The 14,400-nt window shown below is 64.7% G+C and carries 12 protein-coding genes; 4 read left to right on the forward strand and 8 right to left on the reverse strand.

The genetic code is table 11. The features are described from left to right. Positions 1-204 precede the first annotated feature (204 nt). From MESCI2_RS0107910 to MESCI2_RS0107920, 3 genes are all read left to right on the forward strand, one after another. On the forward strand, positions 205-1,320 hold the full coding sequence (locus MESCI2_RS0107910; RefSeq protein ID WP_027036100.1) for an anhydro-N-acetylmuramic acid kinase: 1,116 nt from the start codon (positions 205-207) through the stop codon (positions 1,318-1,320). A gap of 197 nt (positions 1,321-1,517) precedes the next feature. After that, entirely contained in the window at positions 1,518-2,699 is a 1,182-nt protein-coding gene (gene pstS / locus MESCI2_RS0107915) for a phosphate ABC transporter substrate-binding protein PstS (protein WP_245270258.1), read from the forward strand. Between the two features lie 79 nt (positions 2,700-2,778). After that, the gene (locus MESCI2_RS0107920; protein WP_027036102.1) at positions 2,779-4,503 is read left to right on the forward strand and encodes a Na/Pi cotransporter family protein; all 1,725 of its coding nucleotides are present in this window, start codon (positions 2,779-2,781) and stop codon (positions 4,501-4,503) included. A gap of 85 nt (positions 4,504-4,588) precedes the next feature. On the opposite strand, the gene MESCI2_RS0107925 is transcribed toward MESCI2_RS0107920, so the two are convergent. From MESCI2_RS0107925 to MESCI2_RS0107935, 3 genes are read right to left on the reverse strand one after another with little or no spacing between them, the layout of a single operon-like run. Beyond that, complete coding sequence (locus MESCI2_RS0107925) at positions 4,589-5,017, reverse strand: GNAT family N-acetyltransferase (RefSeq protein WP_027036103.1); 429 nt, start codon at positions 5,015-5,017, stop codon at positions 4,589-4,591. After that, positions 5,014-6,405 carry a sigma-54-dependent transcriptional regulator gene (locus MESCI2_RS0107930; protein WP_027036104.1) on the reverse strand — a complete coding sequence of 464 codons (1,392 nt, stop codon included), beginning with the start codon at positions 6,403-6,405 and terminating at the stop codon, positions 5,014-5,016. The genes MESCI2_RS0107925 and MESCI2_RS0107930 overlap by 4 nt, the downstream gene beginning before the upstream one ends. Further along, positions 6,402-8,360 carry a sensor histidine kinase gene (locus MESCI2_RS0107935; RefSeq protein WP_027036105.1) on the reverse strand — a complete coding sequence of 653 codons (1,959 nt, stop codon included), beginning with the start codon at positions 8,358-8,360 and terminating at the stop codon, positions 6,402-6,404. Before MESCI2_RS0107935 ends, MESCI2_RS0107930 begins: the two co-directional genes overlap by 4 nt. 172 nt (positions 8,361-8,532) lie before the next feature. On the opposite strand from MESCI2_RS0107935, the gene MESCI2_RS0107940 reads away from it, so the two are divergent. Further along, on the forward strand, positions 8,533-9,861 hold the full coding sequence (locus MESCI2_RS0107940; RefSeq protein ID WP_027036106.1) for a dicarboxylate/amino acid:cation symporter: 1,329 nt from the start codon (positions 8,533-8,535) through the stop codon (positions 9,859-9,861). Between the two features lie 68 nt (positions 9,862-9,929). Here MESCI2_RS0107940 and MESCI2_RS0107945 read toward each other — a convergent pair whose 3' ends face one another. From MESCI2_RS0107945 to MESCI2_RS0107965, 5 genes are read right to left on the reverse strand one after another with little or no spacing between them, the layout of a single operon-like run. Then, entirely contained in the window at positions 9,930-10,958 is a 1,029-nt protein-coding gene (locus MESCI2_RS0107945) for an ROK family protein (protein ID WP_027036107.1), read from the reverse strand. Further along, entirely contained in the window at positions 10,955-11,677 is a 723-nt protein-coding gene (locus MESCI2_RS0107950; protein WP_027036108.1) for a ribulose-phosphate 3-epimerase, read from the reverse strand. Before MESCI2_RS0107950 ends, MESCI2_RS0107945 begins: the two co-directional genes overlap by 4 nt. Then, positions 11,674-12,504: an alpha/beta fold hydrolase gene (locus MESCI2_RS0107955; RefSeq protein WP_027036109.1), complete on the reverse strand. Its 831-nt coding sequence runs from the start codon at positions 12,502-12,504 to the stop codon at positions 11,674-11,676. The genes MESCI2_RS0107950 and MESCI2_RS0107955 overlap by 4 nt, the downstream gene beginning before the upstream one ends. Next, on the reverse strand, positions 12,504-13,322 hold the full coding sequence (locus MESCI2_RS0107960) for a sugar phosphate isomerase/epimerase family protein (RefSeq protein WP_027036110.1): 819 nt from the start codon (positions 13,320-13,322) through the stop codon (positions 12,504-12,506). Before MESCI2_RS0107960 ends, MESCI2_RS0107955 begins: the two co-directional genes overlap by 1 nt. Beyond that, positions 13,322-14,398, reverse strand: coding sequence for a Gfo/Idh/MocA family protein (locus MESCI2_RS0107965; RefSeq protein ID WP_027036111.1), 1,077 nt, complete (start codon positions 14,396-14,398; stop codon positions 13,322-13,324). Before MESCI2_RS0107965 ends, MESCI2_RS0107960 begins: the two co-directional genes overlap by 1 nt. Positions 14,399-14,400: the final 2 nt, after the last annotated feature.

A 14,400-nucleotide genomic window follows, 5' to 3' on the forward strand; every position in this document is an offset into this window, starting at 1 on the left:
CTGCAGAACCGACGTTGCGCGGTCCAGCATCGCCTGTGGCGCTACGAAAGCCGCTCGCATTTCAGCACCGAGACCGCCATTTCGACAGTGACAAGGCTTGGACCTTGCCCGCCAACCGGATTCCTCATCAATGGGGACTGGAGCATGGTCCCGAAAAGTGGGAAACGGTTTTCGGAAAAGATCATGCTCAACAAGGAAACGACTATGGAACCAATCTGGGGCGTCGGCCTGATGACCGGCACGGTGCTGGACGGCAACATCGACGTCGCGCTGATCAAGACCGATGGCGAGCAGATCGAGGATTTCGGCACCTATCGGCTGATGCCCTATCCTCCGTCGATCCGCTCCCTGCTGGAAGAAACGCTGACTGAGGCGCGGGCGTGGAATTTCGTCGGGCCGGAGCCGGCGATCTTCCGCACCGCGGAGCAAGCCCTGACGCGCGCGCAGTCGGCGGCCGTCAAGGAGTTGGTCGAAGGCTATGGCATGACGATGGCCGATATCGGCATCGTCGGTTTTCACGGCCAGACCGTTTTGCATCGCGCGCCGCAGGTTGGACGGCTCGGCCAGACAAGGCAGCTCGGCGATGGCGAGCTGATGCACGCCATCTTGGGCACCAAGGTCGCTTACGATTTCCGCTCGGCCGACATGCGCGCCGGCGGGCAAGGCGCGCCGCTGGCCGCGGTCTATCACACCGCGCTGATGCGCAGCGCCGGCGCCAATGGTGAGGTGGCCGTACTCAATCTCGGCGGCGTCGCCAACATCACCTGGTGGGATGGCGCCGACAATGTCGTCGCCTTCGACACCGGACCGGCCAACGCGCCGCTGAACGATTTCATCAAGTCGAAGGGGCTCGGCGAGATGGACCGCGACGGCGCGCTTGGCCGTTCAGGTAAGGTGGACGAGGCGCGGCTCGCCAAGCTGCTGCAGCACCCCTATCTCACCAAGCCCTACCCCAAATCGCTGGACCGTTTCGACTTCGGTGCCGCGATGGCGGACGGCCTGGATGCCGAGGATGGTGCGGCGCTGCTGACCGCCTTCACCGCCGGCGCCGTCGGCAAGGCACTCGACCTCTTACCAAGCCGGCCTAGAAAGCTGGTGGTCAGCGGCGGTGGTCGCCACAACCCGACCATGATGGCAATGCTGGCCAGCCGCGCCGGCGTCGAGGTGGTGCTGGCGGAAAGCCTCGGTTGGAGCGGCGATGCGGTCGAGGCGGAGTGTTTTGCCTTCCTGGCGGTGCGCGTGCTGCGCGGCCTGCCGATCAGTTTTCCGAGCACGACCGGCGCACCGCGGCCGATGAAGGGCGGAAAACTCGCCGGTTAGAGCCTCTTCCATCCCGGAAGCGGGATGGTCTCTATCTCAGTGTTTGAGGATGACTTCCCGCCCGGTCGACTTTCAGGCGATGCGGGTTTTGTTCAGGTTTTGCAGTCGAAAGGTCCTCGGAATAGTCGAAAAGCTTTTCCGCCGGGACCCACTGTCATCCAACCGTTAAGAAGAATTAATACAAGACAACAGCGATCTTGTTTTCAGCTGACGCCTCATTTCGCAGGCGTATGGCCATTGATGCGCGCCTACATAGCGGCGGCAGTATAGTTGGGATTCAATTTATGTTGTCAGCAGGTTTAGCCTTATTGCGCGGTGCACGGCCGACGGTTTCGGGGGCGGCAGCTGCGCTCGCCCTTGCAATCATCGGGGCCATGATCGGATCCGCTGCGCGGGCTGAGCCCATTCGCGGTGCGGGGTCGACACTGGCCGCGCCGATCATCGGCAAGTGGGCAACGACATACAAGACTGCGCGCGCCGACGGCGGCGACTTCTTCACGCTGGACTGGACCGTCGATTATGAACCGGTCGGATCCCTTGCCGGCCTGATGCGGCTTGCGCAGCCCGAGCTGGATTTCGCCGCCACGGATGTTCCGGTACCGCCCGATGATCTCGCCAATAACGGCCAGCAGCAGTTCCCGATTGTCATGGGCGGGATCGCGGTGGTCGCCAATCTCGATGGCCTGCCGGAGCAAGGTCTGCGCCTCTCCGGCCCAGTGATCGCCGACATCTATCTGGGCAAGATCAAGTTCTGGTCCGATCCTGCGATAAGGGCGCTCAATCCCGACATAGCCCTTCCCGATCTCGCCATCAGCGTCATCCACCGGCAGGACGGTTCGGGCTCAACCTATGTCTTCACCGAGTTTCTGTCATCGACAAGCGAAGACTGGAAGACGAAGCTTGGAGCCGACACTCTGATTGACTGGCCGCTCGGGACAGGCGCGGAAGGTACGCAAGCGCTTCTTCGTGCCGTGGCTGCGAGCAAGGGGGCGATTGCCTACGCCGAATACGGCCAGGTGTTTCGCGCGGGCCTTCCCTTCGCAGCAGTTCAGAACAAATCCGGCAAGTTCGTCACGCCGGAGCCCGAGGGCGTGCAAGCAGCAGCAGCCTCGATCGTCTGGGGCGAAACGACCGACTTCTTCGCCTCGCTCGCCAATCGCAGCGGAGACGCCGCCTATCCGATCAGCACGGCGGTGTTCGCGGTCGTTCAGGTCTCGGGGCGTTCGGAACATCGCTATCGCCGCGTGCATGATCTTTTCCGGCTCGCCTTCGCGCAAGGTGCCGGCGACGCCACCGCACTCGGCTATGTGCCGCTGCCGAAAGCGCTCGTTGGCCAGATCGAACAGTATTGGGCCAGGCAATTGCCGGTCGGAAACTGACCCGAACGAAAGCTGCCTTGCGCAGCAAACTGAACTTCATACCGCGTCGTCGTGGCGACTTGTTGGGGGACTGCCTGAAATGGACATAGATATCTTCAAGGACATCCTCGTGCCGGTGATCGGCGGGTTGGGCATCTTCATGCTCGGTCTGGACTTCATGGCAAACGGCATCCAGGCGCTGTCGGTCAACCGGATGCGCGACTTTCTCGCCAAGGCAGCCGGCACGCCGATCAAGGGCGTTCTGGCGGGAACGCTGATCACCGGCGTCATCCAGTCGTCGACCGCGATGAGCGTCATGGTCGTCGGGCTGGTCAATGCCGGTGTCATCGCCTTGCGGCCGGCGATCAGCGTGATCATGGGCGCCAACATCGGCACCACTCTCGGCAACGGACTGATCGCGCTGCCGCTCGGTCCGCTCGGACTGATCCTGGCCGGCGTGTTTTCGCTGGTCTATTGCTTCGCCAAAAGCGAAAAAGTGAAGAACATCGCGCTCGCCTGCATGGGTTTTGCGCTGATCTTCTACGGCCTCAACCTGATGACCGGCGGCCTGCGCCCGCTGCGCAACTTGCCCGAAGTCATGGCGCTGCTACAGACGCTGACGGCCGACTCCTATCTCAACCTGCTCAAATGCGTGTTCATCGCCGCCGGCGTGACCGCGATGATCCATTCGTCCTCGGCGACGATCGGCATTGTCATGGGCCTTGGCGCGGCGGGCATTCTCGACTGGACGACCGCCGTCGCCTTCTCGCTCGGCGCCGATCTCGGCACCACGATCACATCCTGGATGGCTTCCCTCAATCTCTCGAAGAATGCCAAGCGGACCGCCTATGCGCACATATCGTTCAACATCATCGGCGTGTGCATCACCATCCCGCTGTTCTTCGTCTCCATCCAGGTGCTGGGATGGGCCATGCAGTTCTTCGGCGGCGATCCGGCCGTTCCGGTGATCATCGACGGCAAGGAGACTTTCCCCCTGGTGCCGGTCGCAGTCGGCCTCTACTCGACCTTCTTCAACGTCTTCAACACATTGCTGCTGTTCCCGTTCATCGGTGTGTTCGAACGGGTTCTGTCACGTGTCGGCCGCACGGATGCGGAAGACGCGGAAGATTACTCGACGCCAAAGTTCCTCGACCGCAAATTGGCCAGCGATTTTGCCAAGGCTGTTCCCGCCGTCCAGCAGGAGACTGCCCGCCATCTGGAGGCCGGCGCCATGTTCCTCGACATCGCGCGCTCTTCCAAGAGCGCGCCGTCGGATCCGGGCGAGCACTATCTGGCGACCGACATCCTCAGCCGCGACATTCGTTCCTACACGGCCGCGCTGATGAAAGAGGATTTGCCTTACGAACAGCTCGATCTGATCGCCAGCCTGATCGAGGAGGCCGACTTCACGGCCGCCCTGACGGAATCGATGCACCAGGTGGCGCGCCGCGTCAGGCGCGAGAAGTTCAGCAACCCGGCGCAAGCCATCGTCGACGTCGCGCTGAGCAAGCTCGATGTCTCATTGCGCGAGATCTTGCCGACTTACGGCATCTCGCATCCGCAGATGCCGGCCGGCCATGTCGATCTGCCGGAGGTCGAGGAGTTGCGAGCCCGCACGCTGGCACTCGGGCCGAATGCGGGTGCCGCCGAACGCGGCACGATCCTGGCCCTGCTCGGGTCGATCGAGCGTGCGGAGATCCTGATCCACCGCATCGATGCCGAACGCAGATCCGTCAACCGCCAAAGCGTGCTCGCCCGTGCGTCGGCACGCAAGGAAACCAGAGCAATTTCGATGGGAGACCAAGGCCTGGTTCCGGCCGAGTAACGGTCCGCCGGACCATAACCTCAAACCTTCGTTCGGATTGTGGGTCAGGCAGGAAGACAGTCCATCCCGGTTCCGCCGGGATGGGTCAGGCCAACGCCAGCCTCTTCTGTAGAAAGATGCGGCTGCGGCCGATAGGGAAACCGGCAAGTGTTCCAAAGGGCTGATAACCCTGGCGCTGATAGACCTTCGCCGCGTTCGGATTGAAGGTGTCGATCCAGGCGTTGTTGCAACCGCGTGCCATGGCTTCCCGTTCGGCCGCATCCAGCATCTTGCCGGCCATGTGCTGGCCGCGCAGGCGCTCATCGACCCACAGCCACTGCACATAAAGCCAGCCCCAGGCGGTGTAGCCCGAAATGCCGGCGACGACCGCGCCCTCCTCGTCGCGCACGAACACCGCAAGCGCCTTCCTCGCGGACGCGCCGACATCGCCGTCGTTGAACGCCGTCAGACGTTCGCCGAGAAAGGCGAGTTCCTCCGGCGAGGGATTTGCCGTCGTTTCCAGTGTCGTGTTCATCGCTTTTCCGAGACAGGTTGTGGATCCGGATCGCCGCCATTGCGGAATTCGGAGGCGGCAATGCCGTAGCGCTTGAGCTTGTCATAGAAGGTCTTGCGTGGCACGCCGAGCGCGTCGATGGCGCCGCGCACATCGCCGCCATGGTCGCGCAGCGCATCGCGGATGAGCTGCGCCTCATAGTGGCCGACCCGTTCGGGCAGTGTCGCCGCAAGCTCCGGCAATTGCGCGGGAACCATCTTCGTCTCCTCATCAGGGCCAAGACCGAGTGCGACACGGTCGGCAAAATGGGCAAGCTCGCGCACATTGCCCGGCCAGTCATGCGACTGGAGATGATCGCTGACCGCAGCGTTCACCTTCGCGACAGGCCGGCTGAACCGTTCCGCCGCCTTGCCGAGGAAATGCCCAAACAGCATCGGGATATCGCCGCGCCGTTCGCGCAAGGGCGGTATGCGCAGCGTCACCACGTTGAGACGAAAATACAGATCCTCGCGAAAATCGCCGCGCTGGTCCGGCCGGCCGAGATCGACCTTGGTCGCCGCGACGACCCTGAGATCGATGCGCCGGATCTCGTTCGAGCCAAGCGGGGTGAGGCTGCGCGTTTCCAGCACCCGCAGCAGCTTGACCTGGAGCGCCGGCGGCATGGATTCGATCTCGTCGAGGAACAGCGTGCCGCCGCTGGAATGTTCGATGCTGCCGATCCGGCGCCGCTGCGCGCCGGTGAACGCGCCCGCCTCATGGCCGAACAACTCGCTCTCGATGACGGTCTCCGGCAGGGCGCCGCAATTCAGCGCGACGAAGGGTTTTGCGCGCCGCCGCCCCCATCGGTGAAGGAGGTCCGCCACCACTTCCTTGCCGGTTCCCGTTTCCCCCTCGACCAGCACATCGACATCCATGTCGGCGATCTGGCGCAAGGTCTCGCGCAGCCGCCGGATGGCCGGCGCCTCGCCGATCAGCGGCAGGCCGTCTGCGGCCAATGCCGCGGCTTCGCGCAGGCGGCGGTTTTCCATCACCAGCCGCCGCTTTTCCGTTGCCCGTTTCAGCGCCTCGACAAGGCGATCGCCGGCATAGGGTTTCGGGATGAAATCGTAGACGCCGTCCTTGAGGGCGGCCACGGCGAGATCGACATCGCCATGCCCGGTGACCAGGATCACCGGTATGTCGGGGTCGATCGCCTTGATGCGATCGAACAGCTGCAGCCCATTCATGCCCGGCATGCGGATGTCGCTGACCACCACGCCTTCAAAGGTCCTGTCGACGACGGCAAGTGCTGCCTCGGCGGCGTCGCGCGCGGCCACGGTGAAGCCGGCAAGCTCGAGCAATTGCGTGGTGGCGTGAAGCAGGTCCGCGTCGTCGTCGACGAGCGCCACCAGCCCTGATCCCTCAATCATTCAATTCGCCTCAAGTCGATGGTGAAGGATGCGCCTGTGCCATTGCCGGGATCGAGCCGCAGCGTGCCGCCCAATTCCTGGGCGATCTCCTGCGAAATCACCAACCCGAGGCCAAGCCCCTTCTCCTTGGTGGTCTGGAACGGCATGAACAGATTGCCGGCTGCTTCCGGACCGAGGCCAGGGCCATTGTCACGCACCGAAATCAGCACCCTGTCGTCTCGCTCGGCGAGGTCGATCTCGATGCGGGGATCGGGCTGGTCCTTCATCGCGTCCAGCGCATTCTGCAACAAATTGACGAGAATCTGCTCCAGACGGATGCGGCTGGCCATGACCGCCGGCGAGGCATTGCCGCGCGGCTTGACGATGGTCACGCCGGAATCGCGGATGCGACCGGACAGCAGCGACAGCGCACCGTCGATCGCCTCGCGCACGGGCAGTGGCGAGGCAGCAGTGCCGGGCCGACGGGCGAAGGTGCGCAAGGTGCCGGTGATCGCGCCGATGCGCTCGGTCATCGAAACGATCGACGTCAGATTGCCGCTGGCCGGTTCGGTCTTGCCGCTGTCGAGAAAACGGCCGGCATTCTCGGCATAGGTGCGGATCGCGGCGACCGGCTGGTTGATCTCATGCGCCACGCCGGCCGCGATCTGGCCGAGGATGGACAGCCGGTTGGCCTGGGCGAGATCGTCGCGCAGCCGGCGGACCTTGGCTTCGGCGTTCTCACGCTCGGCGATTTCGCCTGCAAGTGCGGTGTTGGAGCGCGTCAGCTCGGCCGTTCGCGTGCTGACCCGGCTCTCCAGTTCGACATTCATGCGCGCCAGCGCCTCTTGCCGCAGCCTGCGCGTTCGCCGGCGCCGGGTCAGCACGTAGGCAAGCAGGCCCGTCAGCAGCAGACCGAGCAGCGTGGTAAGCCGCGCCGTGTTGGCGGCGGAGGAGAGAGCAGCATCGGCGGGCGTCAGCAGCCAGAGACGCCAGCCGGGAACCGCTCCGGGCAGATCCTGCACCACCTCGACGAACTGGCGTGGTTTTCCGGCGTTGTCGATCGTCGCGAGGCCATCGCCGGCGCCGCGTCGGATCGGCAGCGGCTCGAAGCCGGCATCGGCCAGTTGGAGCTGCTCATGGGCTTCGGTGACGGCCTCGGCCGAGAGTGGTGCCAGCGCACGAAACCGCCAGTCGGGCTGGCTGGTGGCCAGCACCACGCCGCGCTCATCGGTGACAAAGACAAGGAAACCGCTGGAACGCCAATTGGCTTCGACGCCGTCGAGCTCGACCTTCAACACCGCGACGCCAAGCGGCTTGCCGCCATCGTCGACCCGGCTGGCAAGGTAGAGCCCAGGCTTGCCGCTGATCGTGCCGAGTCCATATTGGCTGGCGGCGCCGTTGGCCATCGCCTCCTGGAAATAGTGACGGAAATTATAATCGATGCCGACAAAGCTCGTGGGTTCGCCGGCATTGCTGGCTGATATCGCGATGCCTGCCGTGTCGATGACATAGATGGCGGACGCCGAGGCGTCGCCGGCAATCGCCTTGAGCTTGTCGTTGAGGGCCTGTTCTTTCATTTTCCCGGCCCGGCGCAGAGCGCCGCGCACAGCATCATCGCGCGCCAGGACCAGTGGAACCAGGCGTTGCTTTTCGATTTCGCCGGTCAGGGTTCCCGCCGCCAGCGGCAGAGCGGCAAGCGCTGTGTCGCGCAGATTGTCGGCAGCCTGGCCGGAGGCAATGCGCCCGGCGATGGCGATAGCGCCGGCCAGGACGGCAAGGGAGACGACCACGACGAGCCAGCGGCCATTGCGCAGCCGGGCCACTGCCTCGCGCAGCAACTCACGGCCGGCAAACCCCTGGGATTCGCTATCGATGCCTGCTTGCGGCGTCTGCCCTCTCCCTTTTGCTCGCAGCCTTGCGGTCAGTGTAATGCGAAAATCCGCCCAGGCAAACGCTGTCTGTGCGGAAATCCGCACAGACATTCGCCGCATGGCTTCGAGCAAAGGCGGAATTGCCGGGATTCCGGCCTTTCCGCAAACTGGCACAGCGCTTGCAAAACTCCTTGGCAGCGGCGCGCGACCGGAACGCCGCGATGGGAGAAGTCACGCAGGGCGGTGCATTCCGCCCTATCCGGCCAGGGAGAGTTCGATGCACATCGCAGACCATTCAGGCGCGTCTTCCGCGCAGCGCAAACCTTTCTATGCCCAACTCTACGTGCAGGTGCTCGTCGCGATCACCGTCGGCATCCTGCTCGGCCATTTCTATCCGTCCGTCGGCGAAAGCATGAAGCCGCTCGGCGACGCCTTCATCAAGCTGGTCAAGATGATCATCGCACCGGTCATCTTCCTGACCGTGACGACAGGCATTGCCGGCATGAGCGACCTGCAGAAGGTCGGGCGTGTCGCCGGCAAGGCGATGCTCTATTTCCTCACTTTTTCGACGTTGGCGCTGATCATCGGCCTTGTCGTCGCCAATGTCGTGCAGCCGGGCGCCGGCTTCAACATCGACCCGGCGACGCTCGACGCCTCGACCATCAGCACTTACGCCGCCAAGGCGCACGACCAGTCGGTCACCGGCTTCCTGATGAACATCATCCCGTCGACCATCGTCGGCGCCTTCGCCGACGGCGACATCCTGCAGGTGCTGTTCTTCTCGGTGCTGTTCGGCGTCGCGCTGGCTCTGGTTGGCGACAAGGGCACGCCCGTGCTCAATTTCCTGCAGGCGCTGACGACGCCGATCTTCAAGCTGGTCAGCGTGCTGATGAAGGCCGCCCCTATCGGCGCCTTCGGCGCCATGGCATTCACCATCGGCAAATACGGCATTGGCGCGGTCATCAACCTCGCCATGCTGGTCGGCACCTTCTACGTGACGTCGTTTCTGTTCGTGTTCGTCGTGCTGGGCGCGGTCTGCCGTTACAACGGCTTCTCCATCCTGTCCCTGATCCGCTACATCAAGGAAGAGCTGCTGCTGGTGCTGGGCACCTCCTCGTCGGAGGCCGCCCTGCCCTCGCTGATGGAAAAGATGGAGAAGGCCGGCGCCAAGCGCTCGGTGGTCGGACTGGTCATCCCGACCGGCTATTCCTTCAACCTCGACGGCACCAACATCTACATGACGCTGGCGGCGCTGTTCATCGCGCAGGCGACCAACATCCATTTGTCGATCGGCGACCAGATCCTGCTGCTGCTGGTTGCCATGCTCTCGTCCAAGGGAGCCGCCGGCATCACCGGAGCGGGCTTCATCACCCTTGCCGCCACGCTTTCGGTGGTTCCGGCGGTTCCCGTTGCCGGCATGGCGCTGATCCTCGGCGTCGACCGTTTCATGTCGGAGTGCCGGGCACTGACCAATTTCATCGGCAATGCCGTCGCCACGCTGGTGGTGGCGCGCTGGGAAGGCGAACTCGACGAAGCCAAGCTGGCGAGGGCGCTGGCGGGCACGGCTGACGACAGCCTGCCGGCGGACATCGTTCCCGCCGAGTAATCACGCGCGGTCAATGCGAAAAGGCCGGAGGCGTGCTGCCTCCGGCCTTTGTCATGCAGGTCGCAACGTCAAACGATGCCGGTCTTGCTCAGCGGCGTGTCCGGAAACGTGCTTGGACCGACAGGCCTGCGGGCTGCCAAAGTGCCCCCGTCGTCGAACAGAACAAGGCTGGCGGCGCCGACCAGCCCGGCATGGCGGCCGAGCTGCGCCGAAACGACCGGCACGTCACGATAGGCGCGCATGGCCCGCTGCCTGATGGTCGCCTCGATGGTCGGCGCCATCAGATCGAGCCCATTGGCGATGCCGCCGCCGACGACCAGCACATCGGGCGAATAGAGATGCAGGAGGTTGGTGAACCCGACGCCCAGCCAGCGCGCTTCCTCCTCCAGCAAGGCCGAGGCAAGAGCGTCGCTCAGCCTTGCCGCCTCGACGACATGGCGGCCGGTCACCTCCGCATCCGCTGACAGGCGCCGCAAGGCCGAGCCGTCTCCGGCCGCCGTGGCGGCGGTGGCGCGGCGGCCAAGTGCTGTTCCCGAGGCGATAGCCTCGAAGCAGCCGACGACGCCGCACACGCAGCGCTCGCCTTCATTGGTGATGGTCATGTGACCGATCTCGGCGGCAAGGCCACGGCGGCCATGCAGGATGCGCCCATCGACGACGACACCACCGCCGATACCGGTCGACACCGTGACGAAGACCAGCGAGCGAGCGCCATGGCCGGCGCCGAAGCGCCATTCGCCGAGCGCCGCGGCGTTGGCGTCGTTCTCCAGCCGCACCGGCAGGCCGAGCCGCCGTTCGAGGATGTCGGCAAGCGGTACGTCCAGCCAGCCGGCGAGTGTCGGCGGACCGACGGCGATGCCGGCCAGCGGATCGAGCGGTCCCGGCGCGCCAACGCCGACGCCGACGATCGAAAGCGCCGGTGCCTCGGCATGGACAGTCGCCGCCAACGCCTCGATCTGGCCGATCACCACATCGGGGCCGGCCTGCGCCTGCGTCGGCACCGCCGCGAATGCCAGTATCTTGCCTTCACGGTCGACCAGGGCGGCACGAAGCTCCGTCCCGCCAAGATCGATCGCAAGGGCGGCTTCTGTTGTCATGCCGCTACCTTCAAGCCGTGCAGCCAGCCGATGCGGCCGGCGAGATCCTTGTCACTGAAGGCGAGCGAACCGAGAACCACCGTCTCGGCTCCGGCGGCACGCAGCAATGGCACGGTCTCGTGGCGGATGCCGCCATCGGCGGCCAGAACCACGTCCGCCTCGCGGCCGGCCTTTCTCAGGATGGCGCGGGCAGCGCCCAGCCTGTCGCAGGCCTTGTCGGAGAGGCTCTGGCCCTTGACGCCGATTGCGGTTCCCAGAAGCGTGACGAAGGCGACCTCGGAGACGAAAGGCGTCACCGTCTCGACCGGTGTCTCCAGCCTGAGCACGATTCCGGCTTCGGCGCCGAGTTCACGCGCCAGCCTAACGGCGCGCAATCCCGCCTCGCCATTCTCGGCATGGACGCTGATCATGTCGGCGCCGGCCTCAATGAACTGACGCGTCTGCGCCTCGACGATTGCTTCATCGACCATCAGATGGACATGGATGGGTTTCGCCGTCAGCCCGGCGATGCGAGCGACGAGATCGGGGAAGAACAGGAAGGACGGGGCAAAATGCCCGTCGGCGACATCGATATGGTGAAGGTCGACATGGGGTTCGATGCGCTTCAAGTCGCTCTCGAAATTGGCGAGGTTGGCCGACCACAGCGAGAATTCGGCGATCAGACGATCGCGTGGCAATGCGGCAATGGCGGCTGGGCCTGGCAGGGGCTTTGAGGTCATGATTGGTCCTGATTGTTGAAATGTCCGTCGAGAAAGCCGCCGATGGCGGCGCGGATTTCGGCAAAGTGGCGATCCTTGTCGGCGGCCTTCGGCGTCACCTCGGCGAAGGCGGCGTCGGGGATGGCCCCGGCAAGCTCGCGCGCGGTCGCCAAGGGATGGACGAGATCGATGCCGCTGCCGATGACGAGTGTCGGGAGCGCGAGCCCGGCGGCCGTTGCCCGCGTGACACCGGGCCCGTCGTTTGCGATCGCCTGCATCACCTCGGCGAAGACGGCCGCGTTGTCGCGCGCGAAGAAGCCGAGCAGGGAAGCGAGATTGTCCGGCGCCTCGGTGCGAAAGCGCGCGGCGGTCGCGGAAGCGGCGAAGATATCCCGCGCCTCATCCAGTGGATGGCTACGGATAAGCTCCGCCACTTCCACGTAGGGGAGCATGTTTTGCGGCGCCGCATCGAAAGCCCAGGCAGGACGAACAAGGACCAAACCCAGGACCCGGTCCGGGTGGCGGGCGGCAAGCTGCAAGGCGATGGCCGCGCCCATCGATATGCCGCCGGCGACGAAACGATCGAGGCCGGCAGCATCGGCGGCGGCCAGCGCGTCATCGGCGAACATCGCGATCGAAAAGGGCCGCGTCGTGCCGGCGCCGGAACCGCCCTGCGCGCGGCATTCGACGGTGAGCCGGCGGTATGACGGGCCATCGGGAAAGTTCTGCGCCACCTGCGCAGCGTCACCGCCGAGGCCATGCTGGAAGACGATGGGAAATCCCTGCCCCGTGTCGAAGACACGAAGTGCGGCATCGTCGCGCAGCAGGATCGCGGGTGCTGCGCCCATCAGAGGAGCCCCCGCAGAAAGGCTGCGACGCCGGGGGCTTCGTCGGCGGATAGCCCGTGGGTGACGAGCGATCCGTCGAAGCCCGCTGCCTTCAGCCGTGAAACAAAATCCGGAAAATCGACGATGCCTTGTCCTGCAGTGGCAAAGCGGCCGTCGCCAAAGCGGTCCTTGGCATGTGCCATGGCGATGTGGCCGGCGGCCTCGTCGATCGCTGCGGCAACGATGGCACGCGCCTCGCCGGGCGTGGCGTGTTCGAACAGGTTCGCCGGATCGAGCACGATCTTCAGATGCTTTGACCCCATCTCGGCGATCAGCCTGGTCGCATCCTTGGCCGAGGTGACGATGTTGGCCTGTTCGGGCTCGATGCCGAGATGGACGCCGGCATCTTCGGCCAGCGCCAGCGCCTTCTCCATCTCGGCGGCCATGTCGGACCAGGCGGCAGGCGTGGCGCTGTCGGGGTGATACGCCCACTGATCGGCAGCGTTGCGCGAGCCGGTGCAGAGCGTGACCAGCGGGATATCGAGGGCAGCAGCAGCCTCGATGACGACGGCGAGACGCCGAAGGCCATCGTCGCGCACGGCTTTGTCGGGATGCGCCATGTTGTAGGTGCCCGACAGTGCTGCGAGTGAAACGCCGTTCGACTGCGCCGCGGTGCGGATGGAAGCGACGGCATTTGCCGGAACCGCTTCCGGCATCGACGGCAGGCTGGCGCAAGCGAGATTGAACTGTGTCGTCTCATAGCCAGCCTGACGCACCGCCGTCAGCACGGCGGCCGGCTCGGTGCCCGCAAATGTCTTGGCGAAAATGCCGAGACGCATCAGACCGACCCCGAAACCGAGGCAAGCTCGACCCGCTCACCAGTCTCGACCGAACGCGCAATGGCGACCATGGCGCGGATAGAGGCGATGCCGTCCTCGACATTGGCGCCGCGCATCGGCGCGCCGGTCAGCACCGTATCGGCAAGGCCTTCCAACTGGCGGCGGAAGAAATGACCGTCGGCACCGAGCGGCTTGTGGGCGGTGGCAGTCTTCTCGTGAAAGATCTCGACCTCGCTGGCGCGGAAGTACCAGGGGTTGAATGTCCTGGCGATGACGGAGCCGTTCTCGCCATAGAGCTGAAAACCTTCGTGCCAGTCCATGCGGACGGCGACGGTGAGGTCGAGGTGGCCGAGCGCGCCGCTGGCGAACTCGGTCTCGACGAACCAGCAATAGGCGCCGAATTTCTCATTGAGGCGGGCGCGCACGGCGACGATATCGCCGCACAGGAAACGCGCCGTGTCGACGAGATGCGAGCCATGCGCCAGCATGAAATACTGCCTGAGATCGGCCTTCGGATTTCCTGCCGGCTTCCTCGCGAGCTTGCTGGTGACGGGCAGCGGCTGCACTGCATCGGTGTTGGTGTAGCGATGGGTGGAATCGCAGTACCAGGCCTTCAGCGCCAGCACTTCGCCGATCTCGTCGCGAACGAAGTCGCGCGCCTCTTCCAGTGCCGGATCGAAGCGCTTCATGTGGCCTACCTGCAGGATCTTGCCCGAGCGCCTGACCGCTTCGGCCAGCGCCTCGCCTTCCTCAACCGAGGTGCCGATCGGCTTTTCACAGAGAACATGCTTGCCGGCGTTGAGCGCCCTGATCGACATCGGCACATGATAGGCGTCCGAGGTGGCGACGATCACCGCTTCCAGCTCAGGGTCGGCGAGCATTGCCTCATAGTCGGAATACATCTTCTGCGGCTCGTAGGTCGCGCCCATGCGCGCAAGCAGATCGGGTGCCGCGTCGCAGATGGCGTAGAGGTCGGCATTGCCGGCCTTGACGCAGGATTCCAGATGCGCGAACTGCGCGATGGGGCCGCAGCCGAGCACGCCGACCCTGAGGCGTCTGTCCTGTTTCTTGATCATCG

The sequence above is a fragment of the Mesorhizobium ciceri WSM4083 genome (assembly GCF_000519305.1).
Classification (GTDB): domain Bacteria; phylum Pseudomonadota; class Alphaproteobacteria; order Rhizobiales; family Rhizobiaceae; genus Mesorhizobium; species Mesorhizobium ciceri_B.

Excerpts from the sequence above, each read along its gene's own strand:
- MESCI2_RS0107925 (WP_027036103.1), bottom strand. The coding sequence starts at position 5,017 with ATGAACACGACACTGGAAACGACGGCAAATCCCTCGCCGGAGGAACTC.
- MESCI2_RS0107945 (WP_027036107.1), bottom strand. The coding sequence starts at position 10,958 with ATGACAACAGAAGCCGCCCTTGCGATCGATCTTGGCGGGACGGAGCTT.
- MESCI2_RS0107960 (WP_027036110.1), bottom strand. The coding sequence starts at position 13,322 with ATGCGTCTCGGCATTTTCGCCAAGACATTTGCGGGCACCGAGCCGGCC.
- MESCI2_RS0107950 (WP_027036108.1), bottom strand. The coding sequence starts at position 11,677 with ATGACCTCAAAGCCCCTGCCAGGCCCAGCCGCCATTGCCGCATTGCCA.
- MESCI2_RS0107955 (WP_027036109.1), bottom strand. The coding sequence starts at position 12,504 with ATGGGCGCAGCACCCGCGATCCTGCTGCGCGACGATGCCGCACTTCGT.
- MESCI2_RS0107930 (WP_027036104.1), bottom strand. The coding sequence starts at position 6,405 with ATGATTGAGGGATCAGGGCTGGTGGCGCTCGTCGACGACGACGCGGAC.
- MESCI2_RS0107910 (WP_027036100.1), top strand. The coding sequence starts at position 205 with ATGGAACCAATCTGGGGCGTCGGCCTGATGACCGGCACGGTGCTGGAC.
- MESCI2_RS0107965 (WP_027036111.1), bottom strand. The coding sequence starts at position 14,398 with ATGATCAAGAAACAGGACAGACGCCTCAGGGTCGGCGTGCTCGGCTGC.
- MESCI2_RS0107920 (WP_027036102.1), top strand. The coding sequence starts at position 2,779 with ATGGACATAGATATCTTCAAGGACATCCTCGTGCCGGTGATCGGCGGG.
- MESCI2_RS0107940 (WP_027036106.1), top strand. The coding sequence starts at position 8,533 with ATGCACATCGCAGACCATTCAGGCGCGTCTTCCGCGCAGCGCAAACCT.